Origin of the sequence: Ramlibacter alkalitolerans (assembly GCF_016722765.1) — a bacterium.
Classification (GTDB): Bacteria; Pseudomonadota; Gammaproteobacteria; order Burkholderiales; family Burkholderiaceae_C; genus Ramlibacter; species Ramlibacter alkalitolerans.
Map to the genome: position 1 here is coordinate 113,678 of NZ_JAEQND010000002.1, position 26,244 is coordinate 139,921.

Below are 26,244 nucleotides of genomic sequence, written 5' to 3' on the forward strand. Positions count from 1 at the left end.
CGTCACCCGGGGATGTACACGCCCGCGGCGCGGATCGCCTTGACCAGTTCGCGGGTGGAATCTTCCAGCGTCTTGATCGCGCTGGGATGGTCGCGGCGCGCGGCTTCCTGCTCGGCGCGGGTGCGCAGCTTGGCCGAGGCGGCGACGGCCTGGTCGACCATCGCGTCGACGTTGCCGTCGCGGCGGTCCTTCAGCAGCATCTGCACCAGCATGCGGTGGGTGTCGTTGCGGTCGACCTCGTAGGCGTATTCGTCGGCCGGGGTCGCGAAGTTCAGCGAGCGCACCACCGTCTCGCCGCCGCGCAGCGTGCCGATGGCGGCCTTCACGGTGAGGTAGGCCTGGTCCACCGTGCGCTTGGCTTCCGGCAGCCGCCCGGCCTGGGCCTGGCGCTCGGCTTCGGCGACCATGGTCTCGACCTGGCGCGTGGTCTCGGCGCCGCGCGGCACGTTCTTCTCGGCCGCGATGCGCTTCTGCGCGTCGAGCAGGGCGCGGGTGGATTCGAGGCGGGCCTGGTAGTCGTTGCGCTCCTTGGCGTCCGCGACCTGCTGCGGCGCCGCCAGCCGCACGGCCTCGATGAACGCGCGCGATGCCTCGTCCAGCAGCTTGGAGGAGCCCTCGAGGTCGCCGCCGGCCAGCGCGGTGCGCGCCTTGCCGTGCAGTTCGCGGGCCCGGGTGCGCTTTTCCGCGGCACCGGCGTTGCCACTGGCCTCGATCTGTTTCGCGGCCGTGGAGCTCTCGATGAGGGTGGAGGTGGAGGTCAGCTTGCGTTCGAGCTGGTCGCGGTCGGGGACCTGGCGTACCTGGGCCATCGCGCTGGCCATGCACAGGGTCACGCCGGCGAGGGCGAGCAGCGAGCGGAGAGCGATCGACTTGTTCATGGGGTACTCGTGGTTTGGGGGAGCGCCAGTCCCGCCGCCTGCAGGGCGCGGCGCAGCGTCTCGGTGGCTTCCGAGACGTCCTTGAGGGCGGCGATCGGGTCGCGGGCGAACAGGGCCTCGGCCCGCTCGCGCAACTCGCGCGCCTGTTCCACCTGGCGCGCCACCAGCGCGCGGGCCTCGGGCGAGGGCCGGAATTCCAGCAGCGCCAGCGGCACCAGGTGCTCGAAGCTGCGGTGCCGGTCCAGCTCGAAGTCGAACTCCTCCCGCCGGTTGGCGAAGCGGTGGTCGTACACGATGGTCTGGCCGGACAGCCGGGTGGAAGCGTCCTTGAGCAGCAGCAGCAGGGCGCGATCGAGGTTGCGGTTGGCCTCGATGTACTTGTCGGATTTCGCCAGCGCCACGGCCTGGTCGATCAGCGCGTCGGCGCTGCGCAGCGCCTGCTGGCTCTCTTCCCTTCGCGGCGCATTGGGCAGTGCGATCAGCGCGGTGCGGCGCAGGGCCGCCACGCTGTCTTCGAGCTGCGCATAGCGCGCCCGTTCGGCCGCCTGCAGCGTGCCCGGATCGGGCACCAGCTGCTGCGCCTTGCTGACCTCGTAGATGGCCTCGTTCAGCAGCGCGTCGGCGGCCCGTGTCTGCCCCTCGCCGGCCAGGTGGCGGGCGTGTTCCGTGAGGTCGCGGGCGCGGGCGAAGCGGCGCCGCGCGTCGTCGTTCTGGCTGTTGGCGATGCGGGCCGCCACCGGCGACTGGTTCAGCACCCGGTTGAGCATGGCCGCCTTCTGTTCGACCTGCTGCGGCGACACCTGGCGCGCCGGCTCGCTGGCCGCCGGCTCGCGCTGCTGCGCGTGCTGGGCGTAGGCGAGCTGCGCGAAGCCGAGGAGCAGGGCGGCCGGCGTGAGGAAGGTGCTGGAGTTCGCCATGATCGCGAGCGTGCGCGTCAGCGCGGATTGGACTCGGCCGCCGCCGGCGCGCCGGCCGTGGCCGTCGTCTTGGGCCGCGAGTGGCACAGGCGGCACTCGGAAACCGGGAAGGCGACCTTGCCGTGGCAGACGCCGCACTGCTGCCCGAGCAGGATGCTGGCCATGCTGATCTGGTTGGCGCCCTTCTGCGGCTTGAAGATCGCCGGATGGCAGTTGGAGCAGTCGAGCCACTCGGTGTGCTGCTTGTGCGGATAGACCACGTCCGGCATCGAGCCCTTGACCTCGCGCACGATGTTGAGGTCCATCACTGCCGGCGTCGCCTTCGGGTCGACGCGGTCGGCCCGCGGGTTGATCTTGCCTTCGCGCAGCGACTTGACCCAGTCCACCCGGTTGCCGGCATTGCTGCGCACCAGTTCGCCGAAGGCGCTGGTGGGCGGCTGCAGGGCGAGCGTGCCGTCGTTGCCGGGATCGTGGATGCCGTCCTCGGCCGGCGGCCGGTTGCGCAGCGTCGGCCGCAGCAGGCGGTTGAAGGTGTTGACGCCGGCGGCGGGTGCGGCGGCGGCCGTGACCGTGGGCGCGGCGGCCGGTGCGGCCGGCGCCGCTGCCGCCGCGGGTGCCGGTGCCGGTGCCGCAGCAGCTGCGGGCGCTGCGGCAGGCGCAGCGGCGGTGGCCGTGGCGGGCGCGGCCTTGGCGGCCGGTGCGGCAGCAGCAGGCGCCGCTGCCGTCTTGCCCGCCTGCGCGGCGGGCGCGGCGGCGGCCTTGGTTGCGGGGGCGGCGGCCGGTGCGGCCGCGACGGCAGGCGCACCGCTCGACTGCGACAGCATGTAGGCGATCGCGTTCTGCAACTGCGCGTCGGTCAGCGCCGGGTTGCCGCCGCGCACGGGCATGGCGCCGCGTCCGTTCTTCGCGCTATTGAGCAGCGGCCCGAGGCCGCCGGCCGCGCGCGGCTTCCACGCCGCGGCGTCGCCGACCTTGGGCGCGCCCAGCACGCCGGTGCCGTGGCAGGCCACGCAGGCGCCTTCATACACGGCCTTGCCGGCGGCGAGGTCCTGGGCCTGCGCCGGCGCGAACCACGCGAGTGCGGCAACGGCAAGGGCGGCGAGGGTGGTGCGGGCGTTCATTGCTTCTTCTCCCCACCCGCGGCGGGCGCGACCAGGGAATTGGTGGTGCTCTCGTGGACTTGCGTCGGCGTGCCGGGCTTGGCCGAGTGGCACAGGTTGCAGTTCTCGATGCTCCAGGCGACTTCGCCGTTGTGGCAGGCGCCGCAGAACTGGCCGTCGATCACCTTGACCATGTTGATCTCGTTGCCGCCGGCCTTGAACTTGAAGCCGAGGTCGGCGTGGCACACCTTGCAGCGAAAGCGGACGCGATGGAACCAGTGCGGAAACACCACCGGCCGCATGCCGGCCTTGTCGGAGAAATTGTTGATCACCACGTCGCCGTACTCGGCGCGGGCGTCCGTGGCCAGCATGCCGGCAAGCATCGCGCCGCCCAGGAGGGCCGCGCCGGCCAGTCGACCCCACGACCCTGTCTGCTTCTTCAAATTGAACATCAGATCCCCACTTCGTTCTCGATTCCGGTGCTAGTCGCCGAACGAGCGCTGAACCCGGAAGATCAGCGACTGGTGCTGGCGGCCGCCGATCTCCGACAGGCGCAGCACGATCTGGCTTTCCAGCCGCCCGATATTCCAGTCGAGCCGGTTTTCCCACAGTCGCGTCTCACGATCGGGAAGCGACAGCATCTGTCCCGGTTGCTTCAGCATGTCCTGGGCCAGCCTGAGGCGCGACACGAAACGCAGTTGCGCGATGCCGAACAGGTTGTTCTCGCGATAGGTGATCTCGCCGCTGGCCGACGAGGTGGCGGAGCGCTGGCTGCCGGCCTCCAGCCCGTCGAGCAGGAAGGCGCCGCTGCGCTGCAGGGAGCGCTGGTACGTCAGGTCCCCGGTCAGCGAGCGGCGGTTGTCGATCGCGAAGGTGCCGGACAGCTGGAAGTTCAACAGGCGGAAGCGGCTGCGCTCGCCGCCGAGCTCCAGCGCATCGCTGTACGAGGCGCGCGCGAAGGTGCTGCCCTGGCCCTGGTTGCGCTGCCACGTCGCCGCCAGGTTGTTCAGGAGGGTGCGCGAGCTGCCGAGCGAAGGGTCGATGCCTTCGTGGCGGCTGCTCACGTTGTGCGTCCAGGCGAGCGTCTGCGAACCGGTGAGCGAAAGGTCCGAGGCTTCGCCGAGCCGCCACAGGCGCGTGGCCGAGTGCCCGAGCTGCGCGTTGGCGGTGAGCTGGTTGTCGTCGCCGTCGGCGCCGTCGCCGCGGGTCGTGTTGCCGCTCAGGCTGCCGCTGGTGAACCACTCGTAGCGGATGTCGCGGAAGGTCAGCGTGTCGCCCTGGTAGGCGATGCCGACGCCGCCGTTGAGGGAGCCGGAATCGCGGCCGTCGCTGCGGGTGGCGTTCACGCCGCCGTTGCCCGTGAGCCGCAGGTGCTCGTCGACCTCGTAGCTGGCGCCGAGCGCGGCGCCGAAGGAATCCAGCGAGGTGCCGGCGATGTCCTCGCGCAGCGAAAGGGCCCGCGCGCTGCCGTTGAGCGACAGCTTGGAGCCCTCGGCACGCCAGAGGCCGACGGTCGACAGCTGCATCGCCTGCAGGTCGCTCGGTGCGACCAGCGCGCGCTCGCGGGTGCGGGTCCAGTTGGCGGTGCTGTTGACCGACAGCTCCGAGGAGGGCACGTAGTTGTGGCGCGCCACCAGCGTGTCGAAGCGGCTGTCGTTGTCGGTGCCGACGTCGCGCGCGCGGCTGTGGCCGATGCCCAGCGACAGGTCGTTCGACTTCCAGCGGGTGTTGAAGTCGCCGTTGAGCGTGTCCTGCTTGCTGTGGAAGCCGAGGCCGGACTGCTCCCGGTGGTCGAAGCTGCCGGCGAGCTGGTAGCGGCCGTCCGGCGGCCGGTACTGCTGCGAGAAGCCGAGGTTCTGGGTGCGGAAATCGAAGACGGTGCCGAGCCCCGCGTCGTTGCGGCTGTCGTCACGCTGGTAGTGCACTTCGAACGGGAAGCGGCTGCGCGGGAACAGGTCGAGGCGCACGCTGCCGGTGGCGAACTGCTGGCGCGCGTGGATGCGTTCGGCCAGCGTCCGCGAGCTGCCGTCCACTCCGAACAGCGTGGGATTGGTCTCGTTCGAGGATTCGGTCGACAGCCCGAGGTTGCCGCTGATGGCGGAGAACCACGGTGCGTAGATGTAGCTGCGGCCGCTGATGTTGCCCGTGACCAGGTGGGACGTGAAGCGGCCGTCGTCGCCGCCGCGGGCCGCGCGGAAATCGTAGGAGAGCGTGCCCCGCAGGTTCAGGGGCGGCACCACCATGCCGCCGCTGTCCTCCTTGTCAGGGGGCGGTGCGGCGTCGACCGGGGAGGGTGCCTGCGCTGCGACACCGCCGGCGGCGGCTGCACATGCAACCAGGGTGAGCCATGTGCGCCGTTTGAATCGCATTCACGACCTGTGGCGCTGCGCTCAGCGCGCCGGTGCGTTGCCGCCTGCCTGCGCCAGGGGGAGGAAGCGCGATTCGTCGCGCTGCACCGGGGTGTCGCGCCGCAGCTTGGCCAGGAACGCCGTCCAGGCCTCCTCGCTGCGATCGCGCAGGTACAGGTCGCGCAGGCGCGGGCGCACGGCCTCCAGCGGGTTGAGCACCGGCTGCTTGCGCGCCTCGAGCCGCAGGATGGCGATGCCTTCGAGCACCTGCACCACGTCGCTGGTCTGGCCCGGCTGCAGCTTGTCGACGGCCGCTTCCGCGCCTTCGGGCAGCATGCCGCGGTGCACGAAGCCGAGATCGCCCCCGCGCTCCGCGGAGGCGTCGCCCGAGTGCACCTTCGCCAGGTCGGCGAAGTCGGCGCCGGCCTGCAGGCGCTGCACGATCGTCCTGCCTTCCTCGCGCGCCGCATCCCACTGGGCCTGCGGCGACGAGGGATTGACCTTCAGGAGGATCAGCCGCAGGTGCACCTGCTCCGGCGAAGTGAACTTGTCCTGGTGCGCCGCGTAGTACTCCTGCAGCTGCGCGGCGGTCGGTTCGCCGACGGCCTTCACCTGCGCCTGCAGGCGTTCCTGCACGTTGTCGTGTTCCAGTTTCGCCTTCAGTCCGGGCAGCACGCCGGCGCGGTTGGCCTTCCATTGCGCGCTGTCGCGATAGCGCTCGTCGTATTCGGCGATGGCCTTGTCCACCACGGCCTGGTCCGGGCCGAGCTTGCGGCGCTTGGCTTCCTTCTCCAGCAGGATCTCGTCGACCAGGTTCTGGCCGACTTCCCGCTGCAGCTTGGCGACGTCCTCCTGCGGAGGCTTGCCGTGATAGAACTTGCCGCGCGCCGCCTGGGCGAACGCGGCTTCGAAATCCTGGTGGGTGATCACCACCTCACCGACCTTGGCGAACACGCCTGCGGCGCTGCCATGGGCAGCGGCATGCGAGCCGGCCTGCGAAGCGGCCGGCGCTTCGGCGCCGGGGGCCGCGAACGCGTGCAGCGCGGAGAACAATGCGCAAGCGGCAACGAGGCTGCGCGTGAGCGCGGGCGAGCGCCGCGCGGCGGTTTGTTCGATGTTCATGGGCATGTCTCCTTTGATGCAAAAACGGGGCCAGAGGCCCCGTGCTCGTGTCCCTGAAGGGAGCGCGCCAGCCCGTGGGGCCGACGCGCACAAGCGCTCTCTCTACTTCGTGTGGCAGGCCAGGCAGACCGCGCTGCCGGCATTGCTGATGCGCAGGAACGTGGCGTTCGAGGTGTGCGGATCGTGGCAGCTGGCGCACTCGACGAAGGGTTCGGCAACGGTCTGGCCGGTGTAGCCCGGGTTCAGGGCGCCGGTGCCGCGCGTGTACAGCACCATGTCCGTCTTCTCGCGGGTGTTGTTCGGCGTGGCTTCGGTATCCACCCACCACACGGTCGTGCCGTTGATGGCCTTGTTCTTCGGCGCCTTGAAGTCCTTGTCGATGGTTGCGGCCGTCGGGTTGGTCACCGAGATGCCGCCGCCGCCGTACTGGATGCCGATCGGGTGGTCGTTGCTCAGGTCCTGGCCCAGGTTCGTCACCGCGGTGGCGTTCAGCCGGCCGGCGGTCTGGTTGGCACCGGCCCACGTGCCCGCGACCCAGGTGGCGTCGCCGGCCAGGCCGGAGCCGGGCGCGTTGATCACGGCGCTCATGGACTGCGTGCCGTCATGGCAGGACAGGCAGGCGATGGAGACGGAGCCGACCGGGGCGGTCTTGCCGTCCAGGGACGACGTGCCCAGGCTGTCGTACGTGGTGTAGGTGGTCGCGGCGGCGAGCCTGCGGTTCCACAGGGGCACCGCGGCACTGTTGTCCGCGCCGTGCGGCGTGTGGCAGAACACGCAGATTTCCGCCGTGCCGCTGAACTTGTTCACGCCCGTGCCCGTGGAGCCCAGGTTGTGTTTCGTGCCCGTGATCTGCGCCTGCGCCGGCAGGCTTGCCACGCCGACCACGGCCACGGCGAGCGCCATGGCCAGCGTGCCGACCCCATCCCTCCACGCCTTGGCGGCGACCCATTGCTTCCAGCCCATTCCCATCTCCTTGAGGATTCGACGCGCCGCGACGCGCGGCCAGTCGAAGGTTCCTACCGCATCTTGTGTGCCAACCCCAGCAGGGGCCGATCGGCCCCGAATGAGGTCCGTCCGTTGATGCCCGTCAAGCTTTTGGGGACATGCTTCCCGCATTCAGGAATCGGCACCTTTTCCGATTCCCGGAGCTGGCACGCGTCAGCGGGTGGCGGCTGGCGCCGGCGTCCTGGCCGTCGGGCCTTGCGCCGTGGCGGGTGCGGCGGCGGGGGCCGCGGTCGCTGCGGGGGCGGTGGGACCGTAGTGGGCGCTGGCGGGCAGAGCCGCGGGCCGGAACACGTCCACCTTCTTGAAGTACTGGTCCACCACGTAGATGCGGCCGTCGCTGTCCACCGCGATCCCGGAGGGCAGCATGAAGCGCGCGGGTCCGTCCACGTTGCTGCGGCCGCCGACATTGAGCAGCAGCTCGCCCTGCGGGTTGAAGATCTGGAAGTTGCCGAAGGCCGTGTCGATCACGTAGATGTTGCCGTCGCGGTCGGCGGCGATCTCCTTGGGCCGCGCGAACTGGCCCGACTGGCGGCCGATGGTGCCGAAGGTCTTGACGAACTTGCCGTCGGCGTCGAACACCTGGACCCGGAAGTTGCCGCCGTCGACCACGTACAGCAGGCCGTCGGCGCCGACCACCGCGTCGCGCGGCAGGTTGAACTGGCCCGGGCCTTCGCCCCGGGTGCCGATGTCCGACAGGTGCTTGCCGGTCTCGAGATCGAGCACGCGCACCAGGTGGTCGTTGCTGCTCACGCCGCCCACGTCCACCACGTACAGGCGCTTGCGCGCGTTGTCGATCGCCAGGCCGGCCGGCCGGCTCCACTTGATGTCCTGTCCCATGACGCGCAGGAACTTGCCCTTGGCGTCGTACACCTGCACGCGCTTGAGCGTGCCGTCGACGACGTACAGGTTGTTCTGGTCGTCCAGGTCCAGGCCGAAGGGCATGCGCAGCGAACCGGGGTCCTCGACGCCGATGCGCGTGTAGGTCTTGGCGTTCAGGTCGTACATGACGACCACCCGGTTGAGGGTGTCGCCGACGTAGATGCGGCCGTTGCGGGCCGCCACGCCGTAGGGCTTGCCGAGGCCTTCGCCGGTGCGGACCTCGCCGGTGAGCATGCGGCGCAGGGAGCCGTCCTTGGCGTCGGCCACCACGTCGGCGCTGCTGTAGATGCTGCGTTCCCAGAAGAAGCGCGCCGTGTCCGGTGCGGCCGGGAAGACGGGAATCTCGGCCTCCTTCTGCGCCTGCGCCTTGGGCGCCTCCGCGCAGCCGGCGAGCAGCAACAGGCTGGTCATTCCCACAACCGCAAGGACGCGGCTCGCTTTCGAGAATCGGGGCTTCATGTGATCGGCACTCCACAGACGGTGCCGGCCCTCGCGGCCGGCGTACGTCAGCGAAACGCAAGGCCCATGCCACCGCGGATGAAAGGTGGCATCGAAGTTGCACGAGGGCGGAAGATCCGTCCGGAGACAACATGTCGAGAACCCCGATTTCCACCCGCACTGCCCGCCGCTGGCTCGCTGCCGCGCTTGCGCTGGCGGCCGGCTGGCTGGCCGCCCCGGCCCTGGCCGGCGACCGCGGCCCGAGCGCCGCGCAGCAGACCCCGGCGGCCCTGTATCACAACTACTGCTCGGTGTGCCACGGCGACCAGGGCGACGGCAACAGCCGCGCCAAGGGCAGCCTCAAGCCGGCGCCGCGCGATTTCACCAGCGCGCAGTCCGGCCAGGAACTCACCCGCGAGCGCATGATCGCGGCCGTGACCACCGGCGTGCCCGGCACGGCGATGGTCGGCTGGCGTTCCCAGCTCAGCGACGACCAGATCGCCAAGGTGGTCGACTACGTGCGCGACACCTTCATGCGCCCCAGCATCGCCGCCGATGCCAGCCGCGGCCGCCAGATCTATGCCCGCATCTGCTCGGTGTGCCACGGCGACCGCGGCGCCGGCTCCATGTGGGCCAGCGCCAACCTGAACCCGGCGCCGCGCGACTTCTCCTCGCCGGCCGCGAAGAACGAACTCTCGCGCGACCGCATGCTGGCCGCCGTGGCCGCCGGCCGCCCGAACACCGCGATGCAGGCCTACGGCAACCGCCTGAGCAAGGACGACATGGAAGCCGTGGTCGACTACATCCGCGGCGCCTTCATGCGCATCCCCGAGCAGGAGGCGAACATCTCCGGCACGCATGCGCGCGGCGCCCCCGCCCCCGAGCGGGCGCCTGCGGCCAAGCCCGCCGCCCAGGAGCATGCGGGGCACGGCCCGGGCGCCGCGGCGGGCAAGGACGCCAAGGCGTACATGGCAGCCGTCATGCCGCACGGCCTGGTGGGCGATGCCGTGGCGGGCAAGAAGTTCTACGATGCGAACTGCGCGACCTGCCACGGCGTCAAGGGCGACGGCCAGGGGCCCCGCGCGTACTTCATCAACCCGAAGCCGGCGGTGTTCACCAGCGACCAGGGCCGCGGCGTGTACAACCGCCCGTTGATCTTCGACGCCGTGTCCGCCGGGCGCCGCGGCACCGAGATGCCGGCATGGGACAAGGTGCTGACGAAACAGGAAATCGCCAACGTGTCCGAATACGTGTTCCGTGCGTTCATCCAGTCGGGGGCGAACAAGAATGTCGCGAAGAAGTGAGTGGGGGCCGGTGCTGCGCAGTCTGGCGGCGCCCCTCCTGCTTGCCGGCGTCGCCGCGCTGAGCGCCTGCGGCGAAGCGCCCGGCGGCGCCAGGGGCGCCGCCCCCAGCCAGACTCCCGTTGCCGCGGCCCCGGCCGCTGCCGCCCCGAGCGAAGCCACGCTCAAGCTCGGTCGCGACGTCTACAACTTCCGCTGCTACTTCTGCCACGGCTACTCCGGCGACGCGAAGACGCTGGCGGCCACCTACATGGAACCGAAGCCCCGGAACTTCCAGGCCACGAACCCGCAGGACCTGCCCATCGAGCGCATCGGCGCGGCGGTGCGCAACGGCATCCCGAACACGGCGATGAAGGGTTTCACCGGCATCCTCAACGACGAGGAGATGAAGGCGGTCTCCGAGTTCGTGCGCGACGAGTTCCTCGTCAAGCGCGCGCCCAACACCCGTTACCACACGCCGGAAAACGGCTGGCCCGACCACGAGCGCAATGCCGCCGCCTTCCCGTTCGCGCGCGGCGAGATCGCCATCGACACGCCGTTCGAGCAGCTCACGCCGCCGCAGCAGCAGGGCCTGCGCCTGTTCAAGAGCGCCTGCATCACCTGCCACGACCATGCGAAGGTGAACGATCCGGGCAAGGTCTGGGAATCGCGCCCGGTGAGCTTCCCGCGCGATGCGTATTGCATCAGCTGCCACCAGGACGTGCCGCGTTCGGAGCCGACCGGCGTGGGCCACCCGCAGCGCCAGTCGACGCACACGTTCGCGCAGCGTGACGGCACCGTGCCCGTGCGCTCGCCTGCGCGCGCCGAGGCGCAGATCGGCGCCAACTACGTGGTGCACGACAAGCCGCCGGCGCTGGTGGGCGCGAGCGCGCAGGAACTGCAGGGCGAGCGCCTGTTCCAGAAGAACTGCGCCTTCTGCCATGCCGGCGACGGCACCGCCAAGGGCTGGATCGGCAGCTTCCTCGAACCGCATCCGCGCGACCTCACGAGCGACGAGCAGATGAAGGGCATGACGAAGGAACGCCTGCTGCATTCCATCCGAGAAGGCCTGCCGAATACCTCGATGCCGGCGTGGAAGAGCGTGATGAGCGACGCCGAGATCGAGGCCCTCGCCGCGTACATCGCGCGGGCGTTCCATCCGGTGGCGGGGATCAAGACCTCGCAGGCGAAATGAGCTCGCGGCGAGCACAGGCAACTCTTTAACGCAGAAGCCGCAAAAGTAACGCGAAAGCCGCAGAAAAAACCTTAAAGGATTTCTTTGCGGTTTTCGCCTTGCTTTTGCGGCTTCTGCGTTCTCCTGTCCCCTCATGCCCCTCATGCCCCTCATGCCCCTCATGCCCCTCATGCCCCTCGGCCAGCGCCCGGCCAAAAAAAAGCGGCCCGAAGGCCGCATGAACAATCCGGGCTGGAAAAGGCGCCCGCGGGCGCCTGTCGTTACTTCGCGGCGGCGGTGATGTAGTCCACCGCGGCGGCGATGTCGGCGTCCGTCAGGGCGGTGTTGCCGCCCTTCGGAGGCATCGCGTTCTTGCCCTTGGTCACGGAACCGACCAGGGCCGCCTTGCCCGTCGCGATCCGGGGCGCCCAGGCCGCCTTGTCGCCGAACTTCGGGGCACCAGCCACGCCGGCGGCATGGCACAGGGCGCAGGTCTGGTCGTAGACGGCCTTGCCGTCGGCGGCCATCGCCGTGGAAGCCACACCCATCGTCGCGAGGACCAGCAGTCCCCCAGCAATCACCTTCATCTGACAATCTCCAAAGTTGCGGGTTGGAAAAACTCCGCCACGGGTACTGCAAGCGACATGCCGACCGGGGCCGGCCCGGCACAGGCCCGATACGCCGGAAAACCTTGATCGCCATCAAGGTTTTCGGGCCCCTTCTGACGCGAATCTTTCACGCGCTGCGCGGGCGCTCCCGTCCGAAGGAATGGCCGCGTTCCCTTTTCCTGCGATTGGGAACAGAAGGCGGCGCGTTGGCTCCGCTTGACCTCGCTCAACCGCTGTCGCAGGGCCAAATGTCGCCCGGGGGCCGGCGTGCGGGAGAATCCGGTGCATGCTCACTGCCCATCGTCTGACCTGCGTGCGGGGGACGCGTCCGCTGTTCTCCGGCCTGGAGTTTTCCGTCGGCCCGGGCACGTGGGCGCACATCCGCGGCCCCAACGGCGCCGGCAAGACCAGCCTGCTGCGCATCCTGGCGGGCCTGGCCCATCCCGAGGAGGGCGAGGTGCGCTGGAACGGCACCAAGGTGGGCAGCGAGGAATTCCGGCGCGAACTGATGTACCTGGGGCATCGCGCGGCGGTGAAGGAGGACCTCACGGCCCTGGAGAACCTGGAATTCGCCGCGGCGATGGACGGCGTCGACCTCACGCGCGAGGAGGCCGAGGAGGCGCTCGGCCGCTTCGGCCTGGCCGGCCGCGAGGACCTGCCGGTGCGCTTCCTCTCGGCGGGCCAGAAACGCCGCGTCCTGCTGGCGCAGACGGTCGCCCGGCCGGCGCAGCTCTGGATCCTGGACGAGCCCTTCACGGCGCTGGACGTCAAGGCGGTGGACTTCCTGTCCAATCTCATCGCCGACCACGTCAAGGCCGGCGGCATCGCGGTGATGACCAGCCACCAGGCGATCCCGCTGCCCCCCGGACAGGTGGTGGAGCTGTGAGCGCCGTCCCGACCCCCCTGGAGTCCGCCGCGCGCCCGCACGCCGGAGGACGCCCCATGAAAGCCCTGATCAGCGTGCTGCGGCGCGACCTGCTGCTGGCGATGCGCCGCAAGGCGGAAGTGCTGACGGCGCTGTTCTTCTTCCTGATCGTGAGCAGCCTGTTCCCGCTCGGCATCGGCCCCGAGCCGGCGCTGCTGCGCAAGATCGGCCCGGGCGTCCTGTGGGTCGGCGCCCTGCTGGCGACCATGCTGGGCCTGCAAAGGATGTTTTATTCCGACCATCTGGATGGAACCCTGGAACAAATGGTTCTCTCGAGTGCTCCATTACCTCTGCTGGTGTTCGGAAAGATCATCGCGCACTGGCTGGTGTCCGGCCTGCCCGTCGTGGTGCTGGCGCCGGTGCTGGGGCTGCAGTTCGACCTGGATCCGGGCGCGCTGTGGATCCTGACGCTCGGCCTGCTGATCGGCACGCCGGTGCTGTCGCTCATCGGCGCCGTCGGTGCGGCGCTGACGCTGGGCGTGCGCGGCGGGGGGGCCTTGCTGAGCCTGCTGGTCCTGCCCCTGTACATTCCGACTCTCATCTTCGGGGCCGGGGCGGTGCAGGCTCATCTGTCCGGGCAGGGGGCGGCCGGGCACCTGTCCCTGCTGGGCGCGCTTCTTGCGGTAGCCCTGTTTTTCGTGCCATGGGCGACGACCGCCGCCCTGAGGATTTCGCTGGAATGAGTCACCGACTGATCAACTGGTTCAAGCTGTCCAGCCCCTACAGCTTCTTCCCGGTGGCGGGCCGCCTGATCCCCTGGTTCTGGGCCGCCGCCCTGGTGTTCGGCGTGGCCGGCCTGTGGACGGGTTTCTTCATCGCCCCGACGGACGCGACGCAGGGCGACAGCTACCGGATCATCTTCCTGCACGTGCCGGCCTCGTGGATGTCGATGTTCATCTACATCGTGATGGCCTTCTGGGCCGGCATGGGCATGGCCTTCAACACCCGGCTGTCGTCCATGTGGGCGCTGTCGCTGGCGCCCACGGGCGCGCTGATGGCCTTCCTGTCGCTCTGGACGGGCGCCCTGTGGGGCAAGCCGACCTGGGGCACCTGGTGGGTCTGGGACGCGCGCCTCACCTCTGAACTGATCCTGCTCTTCCTGTACCTGGGATTCATGGCGCTGCACGCGGCCATCGACGAGCCGCGCCGCGCCGACCGCGCCGCCGCCGTGCTGGCGCTGGTGGGCGTGGTGAACGTGCCGATCATCTACTTCTCGGTGAAGTGGTGGAACACGCTGCACCAGGGCTCCTCGGTCTCCATGACCAAGGCCCCTTCGATGGCACAGACGATGCTTTGGGGTATGTTGCTGATGGCCCTCTGCTTCTGGATGTACTCGATCGCCGCCGCGCTCAAGCGCCTGCGCGCGATCATCCTCGAACGTGAAGCGCACACCGACTGGGTGCTGCGCCTGCCGGAGGCCACGGCATGATCTGGAATTCGATGAGCGATTTCTGGCACATGGGAGGCTACGGCCTCTATGTGTGGGGCAGCGTCGGCGTGTGCGCCGTGGCGCTGGTGTGGGAGCAGGTGGCGCTGAAGAAGCGCACCGAAGCGATCCTCCGCAGCCTGCGGCGGCGTGCGCGGGCGGAAAAGATGGACCGGGAACTGGCATGAAGAACTGGAAGAAGCGGGGCGCGATCGTCCTGGCCGGCGTGGCTGCAGTGGGTACGGCCGCGGCGCTGGTGCTCAACGCGCTCAATAGCAACATCGCGCTGTACGTGACGCCCACCGAGGTGCTCGCGGGCAAGGCGCCGGAGGGCCGTGCCTTCCGCATCGGCGGCCTGGTGAAGGAAGGCTCGCTCAAGCGGGTCGAGCTCACCTCGCATTTCGTCGTGACGGACACCGTCAAGGACGTCAACGTGGCCTACACCGGCCTGCTGCCCGACCTGTTCAAGGAAGGCAAGGGCGCCGTGGTGCAGGGCAAGATGGACGCCTCCGGGCAGTTCATCGCCAGCGAGGTGCTGGCCAAGCACGACGAGAACTACATGCCGGCCGAGGCGCAGCACGCGATCGACCAGGCCAAGAAGGTGGACGCGCAGAGCAAGCACGTGAGCCCGTCGACCCTGAAGGGCCAGCCGTGAAGATCAAGCACCTGATCCCGCTGGCGATCTTCCTGGTGATCGCCATCTTCCTGGGCGTCGGCCTCACGCGCGATCCGCGCAAGCTGCCGTCCACGTTCATCGACAAGCCCGCGCCGCAGTTCCGCGTGCCGCAGGTGGTGTCGGCGGAGAAGACCTTCTCGCCCCAGGACATGAAGGGCCAGGTCTGGATGCTGAACGTCTATGCGTCATGGTGCGTGGCCTGCCGGGTGGAGCACCCGCTGCTGGTCGAGATCGCGAAGTCCAACGCCGTGCCTTTGATCGGCCTGAACTACAAGGACAAGCGCGAGGATGCCCTGAAGATGCTGGAGCAGCAGGGCAACCCGTACACGCTGTCCGCCTACGACCTCGATGGGCGGGTGGGGATCGACTTCGGCGTCTACGGCGTGCCGGAGACCTTCATCATCGACAAGAACGGCGTGATCCGCCACAAGCAGATCGGCCCCATCACCCCCGAGGCCCTGAAGGACGAAATCCTGCCGCTGATCGCGAAGCTGAAGGCCGCCGCGTAAGCCGCAGGAGAACAGCCGAACAGCCGAACGCCGCACAGCCGAACGCAAAAGCCGCGAAGGTAACGCAAAAGCCGCAAAAGGATTCCTCGAGGGGATTCTTTTTGCGGCTTTTGTTTTTTCCTTTGCGGCTTTTGCGTTGAGGCTGTCCGCTTTTGCGTTGAGGCTGTCCGCTTTCGCATGCACTAACATTTGGGCATGGACCTCTCACGCTTTCCCCGCCGTCGCTATACGCCGTTCGAGACGCCGCTCGAATTCCTGCCGAACTTCACCAAGGCGCTCGCTGCCAGCTGCCCCGGCGGCAAGGGGCCGCGGGTGTGGATCAAGCGCGATGACATGCTGGGGCTGTTCCCCGGCGGCAACAAGACGCGCAAGCTGGAGTTCCTGGTCGCCGAGGCGCTCGCCCAGGGCGCCGACACGCTGGTGACCTGCGGCGCGCCGCAATCCAACCACTGCCGCATCACGCTCTCGGCCGCCGTCAGGGAAGGCCTGAAGTGCCGCTTCGTCATCGAGGAGCGCGTGCCGCACAGCTACCGCGAGGACGCCAGCGGAAACAACTTCATGTTCCGCCTGCTGGGCGTCGAGGCCGTCACCGTGGTGCCTGGCGGCAGCAACATGGCCGCCGAAATGCAGAAGGTGGCCGAAGAGGTCGCCGGCCTCGGTCGCAAGGCCTACATCATCCCCGGCGGCGGCTCCAATGCCATCGGCGGCCTCGGCTACGTTGCCTGCGCGCAGGAACTGCAGCAGCAGCTGTTCGAGCAGGGCGTGCAGATCGACCGCATCGTGGTCGGCTCGGGCAGCTCCGGCACGCACGGCGGCCTGGTCGCCGGCTTCCTGGGCAACCACATCCGCATCCCGATCACCGGCATCGGCGTCAGCCGCGACCCGGCCGACCAGCAGCCGCTGGTGCTCAAGGAATCCCAGGCGGTGCTGGACCTGCTCGGGGTGGACCTGAAGGTCAGGCCGGAGGACGTGCAGTGCGTCGGCGGCTACTGGCAGCCGAAGTACTCGGTGCCGAACGCCCGCATGGTCGAAGCCGTGCAGATGCTGGCCCGCACCGAAGGCATCCCGCTGGACCCGGTCTATACCGGCAAGATCATGGCGGGCCTGATCGGGCTGGCGCGCGAAGGTGCCGTCCGCCCGGAGGAGAACGTCCTGTTCCTGCACACGGGCGGCCTGCCTTCGCTGCATGCCTACGAACCGGAGGTGCTCGGCGAGCGCAAGGACCTTCCCGCGTGAAAGATTGACGCCCTGGCGGCTGCACGGCGCGCTTGCCGTTCGGCGACCACGGGAGTTCCCGGCTGGCGCGCGAGCTGGGCCTTCTGCACAATGAGCGGAAGGTATACATCAGAGGGATCGGGGACGTGCTTTCTGCCACCATGCCGTTTTCGGCCGGCTTCAGCCTGCGCCGCCGCTTTGCCGTCACGAGCCTGATCGTGATCGTCGGCATCGCGCTGGGGCTCGGCTGGATGGTGTCGGACATGCTCACCGAGCGCATGCTGCGGCGCGAGGGCGAGGTGAGCATGGAGTTCATCCGCAACCTGCTGGCGACCGACCGCTCCGCCAACTTCCTGCGCCGGCCCGCCGACCCGGAACTGCGCCAGCGCTTCCTCAATTCGATGCAGCACCTGTCCACGATGACGGAGCCGGTGCGCGCGAATGCCTTCGGCTTCGACGGCACCATGCTGTGGTCCACCGATCCATCCCTGATCGGCCGCCGCGACCACGACAACCCGGAGCTGCAGGAGGCCCTGCACGGCGACCTCGTCGTGCACAGCGGCTCCGTGGGCAAGCAGCACGACAAGCGCGAGCACGAGGGGCTCTCGCGGCAGACCCACTACTACGTCGAGAGCTACATCCCCATCCTCTCGGACGACCAGCCCTACCAGGTGCTTGGCGTGATCGAGCTGTACAAGGTGCCGGTGCAGCTCAGTGCGGCCATCGAGGAAGCCGTGCTGCAGCTCTGGGTGGCCTGCGCCGGCTCCGCGGCGGTGCTGTTCCTGGCGCTCAATGGCGTCGTCGGCCGGGCCGACCGGATCATGCGCGAACAGCAGAAGAAGCTGTCCGAGTCGCAGGCGCTCTCCAGCGCGGTGGAACTCGCGGGTGCGGTGGCGCACAACCTGCGCAATCCGCTCGCCTCGATCCGCACGGCGGCGGAGATGATGGACGGCAGCGTGGCCCACCAGGAGGAGCACGCGGAGCATCGCGACGACATCATCCAGTCCGTCGATCGCGCCAACCGCTGGATCACCGAGCTCGTGCGCGTCTCGCACGCGAGCCAGCTGCCGCTGGGGCCCGTCGCGACCAAGCCCATGTGGCGCGACTGCCTGCAGGAACTGCAGCCCGAAATGACGCGCCAGCGCGTGCTGTGGCGGCTGCAGGATGGCGAGCCGCCGGAGGTGATGGCGCATGCGCCCATGCTGCGGCAGATCCTGCTCAGCGTGCTGGCCAACGCCATCGAGGCGATGCCGCGCGGCGGCCCGCTGGCGATCGGCTGGCACCGGCAGGAAGGGCAACTCCACATCATGGTCGACGACGCCGGTTCCGGCGTGAGCGAGGAGGTGCGGCAGGCGTTGTTCCGCCCGTTCTTCAGCACGAAGAGCGGCGGGCTGGGCATCGGGCTGGCGCTGGCGCGCCGCACGCTCGCCGAGTGGGGCGGAACGATCGACCTGTTCTCGCGCAACGGCGCAGGCACGCGCGTGATGATCACGCTGCCGGTGGCGCCGAGGGAAGGAAGCTGAAGTCATGGCACAACTGCTGGTGATCGAGGACGAACTCGTCCTGGCCAAGAACATCGCGCGCTATTTCGAGCGCCAGGGCCACAGCGTGGCCGTGGTGCACGATGGCGAGACCGGCCTGAGCGCCGCGCGCGAGCTGCCGCCGGACCTGGTGATCGTCGATTTCCAGCTGCCGGGCCTCAACGGCCTCGAGGTGATCCGCGAGCTGCGCCGCCTCGACGACGAGACCCGCATCGTGATGATCACCGGCCACGGCACCATCAACCTCGCCGTGGAGGCGATGAAGGCCGGTTCGATGGACCTGCTGACCAAGCCGCTGTCGCTCGCCTCGCTGGACGAAGTCGTGCAGCGCGCCGTGCGCGAACGCGCCGGCCGCACCATGCTGCGCTACTACCAGGAGCGCGAGAACCAGCACGCGAGCGTCAACGCGCTGGTCGGCGACTGCCCGCAGATGCGCCAGCTGCGCGACATGATCCAGGCGGTGGCGGCGCACGAGCCGTCCGACAACTCGCCGGCGCCCCCGGTGCTGGTGCAGGGCGAGACGGGCACCGGCAAGGAACTCGTGGCGCGGGCCTGCCATCTCGCCAGCCCGCGCGCCGGCGGACCCTTCATCGAGGTGAATTGCGCCGCGCTGCCGGCCAACCTGATGGAAGACGAACTGTTCGGCCACGAGAAGGGCGCCTTCACCGATGCGCGCGCGCGCAAGGTGGGCCTGATCGAGGCCGCCGACGGCGGCACGTTGTTCCTCGACGAAATCGGCGAGCTCGAACTGTCGCTGCAGGGCAAGCTGCTGCGCGTGCTGGAAGACTACAAGGTCAGGCCGATCGGCTCCGTGCACGATCGCAAGATCAACGTGCGCATCGTGGCCGCGACCAACCGCGACCTCGCGGCCGAGGCCAAGGCCGGCCGCTACCGCAGCGACCTGGTCTATCGCCTGAGCGTGTTCCAGGTGCGCATCCCGCCGCTGCGCGAGCGCGGCGACGACGTGCTGCTGCTGGCGCAGGAATTCCTGCAGCGGCTGGCCACGCGCTATGCGCGCCCGCCCCTGCGGCTCGAGAGCGCCACCGCCGCGGCCCTGCGCCGCTATCCGTGGCCCGGCAACGTGCGCGAACTGCGCAACTGCCTGGAGCGCGCCGTGCTGATGCAGCGCGGGCCGGTGCTGCTGCCGGAGGACCTGGGGCTGTCCGCCCCGGAGGCGCTGATGCCGGCGATGCCCGCCCCCGCCGAGGCGTTGCCGCCCCCGATCACCATCCGTTCGCCGGGCGTGGCGCCGCTCGAATCGGTCGAGCGCGAGCACCTGCTGCAGGCGCTGGAGGCGCATGGCTGGAACGTGAGCCTGGCTGCGCGCGCGCTGCAGGTCACGCGCGACACGCTGCGCTATCGCATGGCCAAGCACGGCCTGCAGCGCAACGAACGCTGAATCGTCCTGATACAGCCTGGGTGTGCGCCAGCGCGCAGCCGCGCGGGTGAGCACCCCCACCGCCTGGGCGCGGGCGGCCTGATTCGCTTCGGAAAGACGATCCGGGCCCGTGCGGGCGACGGTCCACCCGCTGGCACGCCAGCTGCAAAGAGGAAGGCACTGCGCAGGGTCCTGCGCCGGGTGCCGCAGGCGGGTTCGCCGCGGCACGCTTGCTTCTCCACGCTGCCCTGCCGGAGCCCCCGCCATGACTCCCTCCTGCGACCTTCGCTCGCTGTTCCTCGCCGCTCTCGTGGCATGCGGCGGGCCGCAGGCGCTGGCGCAGGACGTGATGCCCACGCGCAGCGCGCCGGGGGCACAGGGCGCCCGCATCGACGTGCGGCTGGCCGACCTTGGCCCGCGCAGGTCCGCGGATTCCGCCGAGGCCGCTCCGGTGAACTTCGGCATCGGCCTGGGCCAGGCTGCGCCCGATGCCGGCCGGGGGCCGCACGAGCCGCTGCGCGAGCTCAGCGCCTACGGCGTGCTGCGCCTCGGCGCCTCGCAAGTGCAGTTCAGCGTCAGCACCGCCTTTCCGCGGCCCGGTGGCCCGGTCGGCGTCGGCGTGAACCTGCTGCACCGCTTCTGATCCTGGCCTGTGGCACCATGGCGCCTCCGCACGGAGGCCGCCATGCCGCAGCACATCGGGATCGTCGCCTGTTCCGCCGAAGGCGCGGCGCTGTGCTATCGCACGATCTGCAGCGAGGCGCCGGCGCTGCTCGGCGCGCACCGGCATCCTGAAGTCTCGATGCACACGCCTTCGCTGCACCGCTACGTCGAGTGCCTCGATGCGCGCGACCTCGAAGGCGTCGCCTCCCTCATGCTCGCGTCGGCGCACAAGCTCGCGCGCAGCGGCGCCGATTTCCTGGTCTGCCCGGACAACACCATCCACCAGGCGTTCGCGCTGCTTGCACCGCGCTCGCCGCTGCCCTGGCTGCACATCGCGCAGGTCGTCGCGTGCGAGGCAGCGGCGCGCGGGCATCGCCGCATCGGCATCCTGGGCACGCACTGGCTGGTGGCCAGCGAGGTCTATCCCGCGCAGTTCGAGGCGCAGGGGCTGGCGTGGCTGCGTCCTGGCGACGCGGAGCGCGACGAGGTGGGGCGCCTGATCATGGAAGAACTGGTGTACGGCATCCAGCGCCCCGAGCAGGTCACGTACCTGCAGGGCGTGATCGCGCGCATGCAGTCGCAGGGCTGCGATGCGGTGGTGCTGGGATGCACCGAACTGCCGCTGATCCTGGACGACGGCAACTCTCCGCTGCCGACGCTCGACTCGACCCGGCTGCTCGCGCGCGCGGCGCTGCGTCGCGCGATCGGCGTTACACCGTAGGGTGTCGATACACAAACGGGTGGGGCAGGGCGCGCAGCCAGGCGACGCCTGGGGCAGCCCACCCAGTGCCGGCACGGTGCCGAGGGTGCCGATTGTCGCCAGACAGCCTCGGCGACGCATGGCACGCCGTCTGCAATGGAGATAGTGCGAGTGCAACTGCATCGCGCCACACTCAACACACCATCAGAGGCTCACCGTGAAGAACCTGTTCTCCCTTTCCACCATCTGCGCCGCCGCCTTCCTGTCCACCGCTGCCATCGCCGCACCGGTGACGTCCAGCGCCGTCGTCTCCGCCAGCGACGCGCTCCCGCAGGCCACCATCGTCGCCCGCGAAACCGAAGCCGGCGACGACCGCGGCGGCCATCGCGGTGGCAAGGGCCGTGCGACGGAAGAAGTCGGCGGCACGCAAGTCGCCCGCGAAACCGAAGCCGGCGACGACCGCGGTGGCCATCGCGGTGGCAAGGGCCGTGCGAGCGAAGAAGCGACCGGCACGCAGGTCGCCCGCGAAACCGAAGCCGGCGACGACCGCGGCGGCCATCGCGGCGGCAAGGGCCGTGCGACGGAAGAAATCGGCGGCACGCAAGTCGCCCGCGAAACCGAAGCCGGCGACGACCGCGGCGGCCATCGCGGCGGCAAGGGCCGTGCGACGGAAGAAGTCGGCGGCACGCAAGTCGCCCGCGAAACCGAAGCCGGCGACGACCGCGGCGGCCATCGCGGCGGCAAGGGTCGTGCGACGGAAGAAATCGGCGGCACGCAAGTCGCCCGCGAAACCGAAGCCGGCGACGACCGCGGCGGCCATCGCGGCGGCAAGGGCAAGCTGAGCGAGGACGTGAGCAGCGTCGCCTGATCTCGTCGAGCGAGCGATCAAGCCCCGGTGTTCAGGCACCCGGGGCTTTTTGTTCTCTGCCCCCTTCCAAGTTCGGGATCCGTCGCGGCAGGCGCTGCGCGGAACAATGCGGCTCCTGCGAGGGTCGCAGGGGGCAGCCGTCTCCCACCCGCACGCCGCAGGACCAGGACGGGTCCCTGTCCGACTCGGCGACATAAAGGGGGAGGCGCGGGCGCAATGCCAGCTTCGCGCCAGTCTCTCACCCGCGCCGGAGGACAGTCGCAGAGGCGGACAGGGACCCGGCCTGGTCCGGCCCGGAGGCAACCGGCCGAGGCACCCGCCTGCCGGCCCAGCCAACTCAATCCGCCGTGATCCCGTTCTGCCGGATCAGCGCACCGTACTTCGCCAGCTGCGCCTTCATCGCGGTGCCCAGATCCTCGGGCGTGGTGCCGCGCGGCGTGAGGCCTTGCGCGTTGAGCTTGTCGCGCACCTCGGGATCCGCGAGCGCCTTGGCGACTTCAGCCGAGAGGCGGTGCACGATGTCCTTCGGCGTGCCTGCCGGCGCCATGATGGCGAACCAGGAGTTGAACTCGAAGCCCGGCATGCCTGATTCGGAGACGGTCGGCACGTCCGGGTACTGCGGCATGCGGCGGGGCGTGGTCACGCCGATCAGCCGCACCTTGCCGGCCTTGATCAGCGAGGTGACGGTGGCGATCCCCTGGAAGGCCGTGTCGACCTCCTTGCCGGCCACCCCCATGGCTGCCTGCGTCGCGCCCTTGTACGGCACGTGCTTCATCTGCACGCCGGCCAGCGAGGCGAACAGCGCCATCGCGATGTGCTGCGGACTGCCGTTGCCGCCGGAGCTGTAGTTGATCTGGCCCGGCGCCTTCTTCGCCGCGGCGATCAGGTCGGCGGCCGACTTCTCGTGCGCGTCCGTCGGCACCACGAGTCCCCATTCGACCGTGGCCACCAGCGACACCGGCTCGAAGTCCTTGAGGATGTCCCAGGGCATCTTCGCGTTCATGTTCGGCAGCATGGTCATGATGCTGTCGTTGAAGCCGCCGATGGTGTAGCCGTCGGGCGCAGCCTTGGCCACTTCGCCGGCGCCCATGAGGCCGGCCGCGCCGGGCTTGTTGTCGATCACGATCGACTGCCCGAGGTTCTGGCTCATCTTCTGCGCCACGATGCGGGCCGCGTTGTCGACGGCGCTGCCGGCCGCCAGCGGCACGATCATGCGGACCGGCTTGGCAGGCCAGGGGGCCTGCGCGTGCGCAAGGCTGGCGGCGCACAGGCCGGCGATCAGGGCCAGCGCGAGGCGGCGGGCGGGCGTGGACATGGCAGTCTCCTCGGGGTGTTCAGGTGTCGGCCAGCGGCGGGATCGCGAGTTCGCGCGCCAGCGAGTCCAGTTGCGTGCGCAGGGGCGCCGACAGGGCGAGGCCGTCGCGCTCGTTGGCGATGCGCTTCTCGTGGCTCTGCTCGCCGGGCAGCCAGATCCGCTCCACGCCCGGCAGGCGCTCGCTGGCGCGCATCTCGCGCACCAGCTTGTCGACGCGCGCCTTGAACTCCGCGACCTCGCCGAAGGCGTCCGGATCGATGACGAGGATCGCCTGGCCGGTGTTGGTGGGCGTCGTGTCGTCGTGGTTGAAGTCGATCACCTCGCTGCCCATCGCGGCGCCGTTGAGGGTGCCGGCCAGCAGGCCGATGACGAGCGCCAGGCCGTAGCCCTTGTAGCCGCCGATCGGCAGCAGGAAGCCTTCCTCGGCCCGTTTCGGGTCGGTGAGCGGCTGGCCCTGGCGGTCGATCATCCAGCCCTCCGGCATGGGCTCGCCCCGTTGTGCCCGGGCCTTGACCTTGCCGTAGGCGGCGACCGTGGTCGCCATGTCCAGCACCACCGGCGGCTCCTCGCCGGCCGGCACGGCGACGGCCACCGGATTGGTGGACAGCAGCATGTCCAGCCCGCCCCAGGGCGGCAGGTGGTTGGCGTTGCCGACGGCGTAGTACACGCCGACCATGTCGTGCTCCAGCGCCATGCGCGCATAGAGCGACGCCGGCCCGGCGTGGTTGGAGGCGCGCGCGCCGACCCAGGCCACGCCGCACTGGCGCGCCTTGGCGATCGCGATCTGCGTGGCCTTCTGCATCACGAGGTGGCCCATGCCGTTGTCGCCATCGAGCAGGGCCATGGCGGGCTTTTCCTTGGCGATGCGGATGTGCGGCCGCACGTTCACCCCGCCGGCGCGGATGCGGCGCGCATACGGAACGAGCCGGATGACGCCGTGGCCGTCGGAGCCCTGCACCTCGGCCTGCGTCATGAGCCGGGCGACGGTGAGGGCGTCCTCGGCGGGCAGGCCCAGGCGCTCGAGCGCGGCGTGGATGAAGCGGCACACCCGGGCCGGGGCGATGCGGGGTTCAGGCATTCGACATTCTCTGCATGAGCGCGCGCACGGCGCAATCGGGGCTGCTGAAGACGGGGCAGGGCAGTTCGGCCTGCACGATGGGGAGTGCGGCGGCCATCGAGAACTGCGCCAGCAGGACCGCGTCGCAACTCGCGAGCGTGCGGGCGGACTGCGCCACCTTGCGGTGGTGGTCCGCGGGGCGGCCCTGCGCGAGGTCGTCCATCGCCTCCGGGACGAACGCCGTGCGCAGGTCGATCGCGATGCCGCGCCGGCGCGCCAGGTCCTGCAGTTCGTCCGTCATGGAAGGCAGCGAGGCCTGGAAGGTGGCGACCAGCCCGAGGTGCAGCGGCCGCGGTCCGCGCGCGAGTTCCAAGGCCTGCTCGAACATCGCTTCGTTGGGCTTGAGCGTCGGCAGGCCGGTGGCGCGCCCGGCGGCCTCGATGGCCGGCCCGAAGGCAGAACAGGTGAAGAGGATGCCGCTCGCGCCGGCGCGCTGGGCATAGCGCGCCAGTTCCTCGAAGCGGCGCACCAGGTCGTCCGTCAGGCGGCCGGCCTGCGCGCGGTCGTGCGAGAGGCTGTCGTCCAGCAGGTTCAGGGGCCGCACCTGGGGCCAGTGCCGCTGGAACGCGGCCTGGATCGGCTCCATCGCGAGCGGCGTGGCGTGGATCAGGGCGATGCGGGGGGCGGCGGACATCGGCCGGAATGCTATCGGGGGCGCGAAACCGGGTCGATGCGCGTTAACGCGCGGATGCCGCAAGCCCTTGCGGCTGCAGCACGGTGATGCGCCGGCCCTCCACCCGCAGCAGCCCCTGCTGCGCCATGCCGTGCAGCAGGCGCGAGAAGTGCTCCGGCGTCAGGTGCAGGTGCGCCGCGACCGCGGCCTTGGTCGCCGGCAGCACGAAAGTGTGTCCGACGGCCTCGCCCGCCTGGCGCCGCAGATAGTCGGCCAGCCGCGCGCGGCCGTCGCGCCGCTCGTGCTGCTCGCGTTCCATCACCAGCGCCTCCAGCCGCGCGCTGAGGCCGGCGACCATGCGCCGGGCGAACAGCGGGCTGCTTTCCAGCTCGGCGAACACGGCCTCCCGCGGCAGGTGCAGCACCAGCGCGTCGGTCGCGGCTTCGGCATCGACCAGCGCCGGCCGATCGAGGAACAGGACCGGCTCGCCGAAGCTCTGGCCGGCGTTGACGGTGCCGGCCAGGCGCTCGCCGTGGCGGCCGCGCCCCAGCAGCCGGATGCGGCCGTACACCACCACGTAGAAGCCGGTGGGGACATCGCCCCGGCCGAAGACGCGTTCCCCGGCCCGCAGGGGCCGCCGCTGGGCGGCCCGGGCCAGCCGCTCCAGCGCCGCCGGCTCGATCGCGCGGAACAGGGGCAGCGCCTTCAGCAGCGCCTCCGCCGGGCGGCCGCGCCGGGGGCGGCGGGGCTCAGTGCGCTGCGGGAAGGGGACGGAAGCCGGGATGCTCGAAGCTGCGCCCATAGTCGTTGACCGCCGCGGCGACCTGCACCAGGCCGTGGGCGCGGTCGGCTTGCGGCGTGCGCCCTGCCATCGCGCCGGTGCCCGTCATCAGCTCCGACAGGATCGCGTGCAGCGCCGCATCCGCCTGCGGCGGCAGCTTGCAGTTTGCGACGATCGTGCCCACCTCTCCCTCGATGCGGACCGCCAGTGCGGCGGATTCCTCCGCCGTCATTGTGCTCCCGCGGTCGAGCTTCGGCGCGACCAGCGAGCGGATGCGGGTCATGCCTTCGCGCAGCGGCGCGTCCGAGGCCCACTTGCGGCCGCTTTCGGGCCGTGGCGCCGGCGTGCCGCCGTGCGCGTGCTCGTGCGCGTGCGGGCTGGCGGCCGGCGCCGCCAGTGCCACGGGGCCGCACGCGGCGCCCACCGCCAGGGCTGCAGCCATGATCGACATCGTCCAGGGATTGAAATGCTTCATTCGGGTCCTCCAGGGCAGGCGACCATCGCCTCCTGCGCATTGGGACGGCATCCGGCCGCGCCCGTTCGAACGGCGGGTGACGGACTTAGCAAAGATCAAGAACACGGCCGTTGCGGCGGCGCCCAGGGCACCGCTTGCCCGGCGGCCCGTGGGCCAGCCTCGGAAGCGGTGTAGGACGATGGTTCTCAGGCGCGCGGCGCGGCGCACATTGCGCGCAGCCGCCGGCACGCGAACAGGCCGGGCGCCGTGAATATTGCGCGGCGTCGCCGCTCCGCGCCGTGCAAAGCGCGTCC

General features: G+C 70.1%; 27 protein-coding genes and 1 pseudogene. 14 read left to right on the top strand and 14 right to left on the bottom strand.

Going from position 1 to position 26,244, the window contains the following annotated elements; all coding sequences use genetic code 11:
- Nucleotides 1-2: 2 nt before the first annotated feature.
- The 8 genes from JI746_RS03525 to JI746_RS03560 all read right to left on the bottom strand — a co-directional run bounded on the left by JI746_RS03525 (nucleotide 3) and on the right by JI746_RS03560 (nucleotide 8,660).
- The gene (locus JI746_RS03525) at nucleotides 3-878 is read right to left on the bottom strand and encodes a hypothetical protein (protein WP_201687412.1); all 876 of its coding nucleotides are present in this window, start codon (nucleotides 876-878) and stop codon (nucleotides 3-5) included.
- Nucleotides 875-1,795, bottom strand: coding sequence for a hypothetical protein (locus JI746_RS03530; RefSeq protein WP_201687413.1), 921 nt, complete (start codon nucleotides 1,793-1,795; stop codon nucleotides 875-877). The genes JI746_RS03525 and JI746_RS03530 overlap by 4 nt, the downstream gene beginning before the upstream one ends.
- Nucleotides 1,796-1,812: 17 nt before the next feature.
- Nucleotides 1,813-2,916, bottom strand: a complete 1,104-nt coding sequence (locus JI746_RS03535) for a c(7)-type cytochrome triheme domain-containing protein (RefSeq protein WP_201687414.1) — start codon at nucleotides 2,914-2,916, stop codon at nucleotides 1,813-1,815.
- Entirely contained in the window at nucleotides 2,913-3,347 is a 435-nt protein-coding gene (locus JI746_RS03540) for a c(7)-type cytochrome triheme domain-containing protein (protein ID WP_236599549.1), read from the bottom strand. Before JI746_RS03540 ends, JI746_RS03535 begins: the two co-directional genes overlap by 4 nt.
- Nucleotides 3,348-3,377: 30 nt before the next feature.
- Entirely contained in the window at nucleotides 3,378-5,138 is a 1,761-nt protein-coding gene (locus JI746_RS03545) for a hypothetical protein (protein WP_201687415.1), read from the bottom strand.
- A 147-nt stretch (nucleotides 5,139-5,285) separates the two neighbouring features.
- A complete protein-coding gene (locus tag JI746_RS03550; protein WP_201687416.1) occupies nucleotides 5,286-6,365 on the bottom strand; it encodes a peptidylprolyl isomerase in 1,080 nt (359 codons plus the stop codon).
- A gap of 102 nt (nucleotides 6,366-6,467) precedes the next feature.
- Entirely contained in the window at nucleotides 6,468-7,328 is an 861-nt protein-coding gene (locus JI746_RS03555) for a cytochrome c3 family protein (protein WP_201687417.1), read from the bottom strand.
- Nucleotides 7,329-7,523: 195 nt separating this feature from the next.
- Nucleotides 7,524-8,660, bottom strand: coding sequence for a 6-bladed beta-propeller (locus JI746_RS03560; RefSeq protein ID WP_201687418.1), 1,137 nt, complete (start codon nucleotides 8,658-8,660; stop codon nucleotides 7,524-7,526).
- 179 nt (nucleotides 8,661-8,839) lie between these two features.
- Here JI746_RS03560 and JI746_RS03565 point away from each other — a divergent pair, with 179 nt between their 5' ends.
- The gene (locus tag JI746_RS03565; RefSeq protein ID WP_201687419.1) at nucleotides 8,840-9,991 is read left to right on the top strand and encodes a c-type cytochrome; all 1,152 of its coding nucleotides are present in this window, start codon (nucleotides 8,840-8,842) and stop codon (nucleotides 9,989-9,991) included.
- Nucleotides 9,975-11,162, top strand: a complete 1,188-nt coding sequence (locus JI746_RS03570; protein ID WP_201687420.1) for a c-type cytochrome — start codon at nucleotides 9,975-9,977, stop codon at nucleotides 11,160-11,162. Before JI746_RS03565 ends, JI746_RS03570 begins: the two co-directional genes overlap by 17 nt.
- 260 nt (nucleotides 11,163-11,422) lie before the next feature.
- On the opposite strand, the pseudogene JI746_RS03575 reads toward JI746_RS03570, so the two are convergent.
- Nucleotides 11,423-11,656, bottom strand: a pseudogene (locus tag JI746_RS03575) (c-type cytochrome); the annotation flags it as partial.
- A 379-nt stretch (nucleotides 11,657-12,035) separates the two neighbouring features.
- On the opposite strand from JI746_RS03575, the gene ccmA reads away from it, so the two are divergent.
- The 12 genes from ccmA to JI746_RS03635 all read left to right on the top strand — a co-directional run bounded on the left by ccmA (nucleotide 12,036) and on the right by JI746_RS03635 (nucleotide 21,650).
- Nucleotides 12,036-12,635 carry a cytochrome c biogenesis heme-transporting ATPase CcmA gene (gene ccmA, locus JI746_RS03580; RefSeq protein WP_201687422.1) on the top strand — a complete coding sequence of 200 codons (600 nt, stop codon included), beginning with the start codon at nucleotides 12,036-12,038 and terminating at the stop codon, nucleotides 12,633-12,635.
- A gap of 56 nt (nucleotides 12,636-12,691) precedes the next feature.
- Complete coding sequence (gene ccmB, locus JI746_RS03585; protein ID WP_201687423.1) at nucleotides 12,692-13,357, top strand: heme exporter protein CcmB; 666 nt, start codon at nucleotides 12,692-12,694, stop codon at nucleotides 13,355-13,357.
- Nucleotides 13,354-14,103 carry a heme ABC transporter permease CcmC gene (ccmC, locus tag JI746_RS03590; protein WP_201687424.1) on the top strand — a complete coding sequence of 250 codons (750 nt, stop codon included), beginning with the start codon at nucleotides 13,354-13,356 and terminating at the stop codon, nucleotides 14,101-14,103. Before ccmB ends, ccmC begins: the two co-directional genes overlap by 4 nt.
- The gene (gene ccmD, locus JI746_RS03595) at nucleotides 14,100-14,288 is read left to right on the top strand and encodes a heme exporter protein CcmD (protein ID WP_201687425.1); all 189 of its coding nucleotides are present in this window, start codon (nucleotides 14,100-14,102) and stop codon (nucleotides 14,286-14,288) included. Before ccmC ends, ccmD begins: the two co-directional genes overlap by 4 nt.
- On the top strand, nucleotides 14,285-14,755 hold the full coding sequence (gene ccmE / locus JI746_RS03600; protein ID WP_201687426.1) for a cytochrome c maturation protein CcmE: 471 nt from the start codon (nucleotides 14,285-14,287) through the stop codon (nucleotides 14,753-14,755). Before ccmD ends, ccmE begins: the two co-directional genes overlap by 4 nt.
- The gene (locus tag JI746_RS03605) at nucleotides 14,752-15,285 is read left to right on the top strand and encodes a DsbE family thiol:disulfide interchange protein (RefSeq protein WP_201687427.1); all 534 of its coding nucleotides are present in this window, start codon (nucleotides 14,752-14,754) and stop codon (nucleotides 15,283-15,285) included. The genes ccmE and JI746_RS03605 overlap by 4 nt, the downstream gene beginning before the upstream one ends.
- A 195-nt stretch (nucleotides 15,286-15,480) precedes the next feature.
- Entirely contained in the window at nucleotides 15,481-16,521 is a 1,041-nt protein-coding gene (gene cuyA, locus JI746_RS03610; RefSeq protein ID WP_201687428.1) for a D-cysteate sulfo-lyase, read from the top strand.
- 125 nt (nucleotides 16,522-16,646) lie between these two features.
- A complete protein-coding gene (locus JI746_RS28145; protein WP_201687429.1) occupies nucleotides 16,647-18,023 on the top strand; it encodes a sensor histidine kinase in 1,377 nt (458 codons plus the stop codon).
- A gap of 4 nt (nucleotides 18,024-18,027) precedes the next feature.
- Nucleotides 18,028-19,440, top strand: coding sequence for a sigma-54-dependent transcriptional regulator (locus tag JI746_RS03620; protein ID WP_201687430.1), 1,413 nt, complete (start codon nucleotides 18,028-18,030; stop codon nucleotides 19,438-19,440).
- 244 nt (nucleotides 19,441-19,684) lie between these two features.
- Nucleotides 19,685-20,062, top strand: a complete 378-nt coding sequence (locus JI746_RS03625; protein WP_201687431.1) for a hypothetical protein — start codon at nucleotides 19,685-19,687, stop codon at nucleotides 20,060-20,062.
- A 42-nt stretch (nucleotides 20,063-20,104) separates the two neighbouring features.
- On the top strand, nucleotides 20,105-20,803 hold the full coding sequence (locus tag JI746_RS03630; protein ID WP_201687432.1) for an aspartate/glutamate racemase family protein: 699 nt from the start codon (nucleotides 20,105-20,107) through the stop codon (nucleotides 20,801-20,803).
- A gap of 196 nt (nucleotides 20,804-20,999) precedes the next feature.
- Nucleotides 21,000-21,650, top strand: a complete 651-nt coding sequence (locus JI746_RS03635) for a hypothetical protein (protein WP_201687433.1) — start codon at nucleotides 21,000-21,002, stop codon at nucleotides 21,648-21,650.
- Nucleotides 21,651-21,987: 337 nt separating this feature from the next.
- Here JI746_RS03635 and JI746_RS03640 read toward each other — a convergent pair whose 3' ends face one another.
- From JI746_RS03640 to JI746_RS03660, 5 genes are read right to left on the bottom strand one after another with little or no spacing between them, the layout of a single operon-like run.
- Nucleotides 21,988-22,965, bottom strand: a complete 978-nt coding sequence (locus tag JI746_RS03640) for a Bug family tripartite tricarboxylate transporter substrate binding protein (RefSeq protein WP_201687434.1) — start codon at nucleotides 22,963-22,965, stop codon at nucleotides 21,988-21,990.
- 19 nt (nucleotides 22,966-22,984) lie between these two features.
- Nucleotides 22,985-24,043 carry an Ldh family oxidoreductase gene (locus JI746_RS03645; protein WP_201687435.1) on the bottom strand — a complete coding sequence of 353 codons (1,059 nt, stop codon included), beginning with the start codon at nucleotides 24,041-24,043 and terminating at the stop codon, nucleotides 22,985-22,987.
- Nucleotides 24,036-24,716 (bottom strand): aspartate/glutamate racemase family protein, encoded by a 681-nt coding sequence (locus JI746_RS03650; RefSeq protein ID WP_201687436.1) that lies wholly within the window; start codon nucleotides 24,714-24,716, stop codon nucleotides 24,036-24,038. Before JI746_RS03650 ends, JI746_RS03645 begins: the two co-directional genes overlap by 8 nt.
- Nucleotides 24,717-24,759: 43 nt before the next feature.
- Nucleotides 24,760-25,497 (bottom strand): Crp/Fnr family transcriptional regulator, encoded by a 738-nt coding sequence (locus JI746_RS03655; protein ID WP_201687437.1) that lies wholly within the window; start codon nucleotides 25,495-25,497, stop codon nucleotides 24,760-24,762.
- Complete coding sequence (locus JI746_RS03660; protein WP_201687438.1) at nucleotides 25,445-25,951, bottom strand: hypothetical protein; 507 nt, start codon at nucleotides 25,949-25,951, stop codon at nucleotides 25,445-25,447. Before JI746_RS03660 ends, JI746_RS03655 begins: the two co-directional genes overlap by 53 nt.
- Nucleotides 25,952-26,244 lie beyond the last annotated feature (293 nt).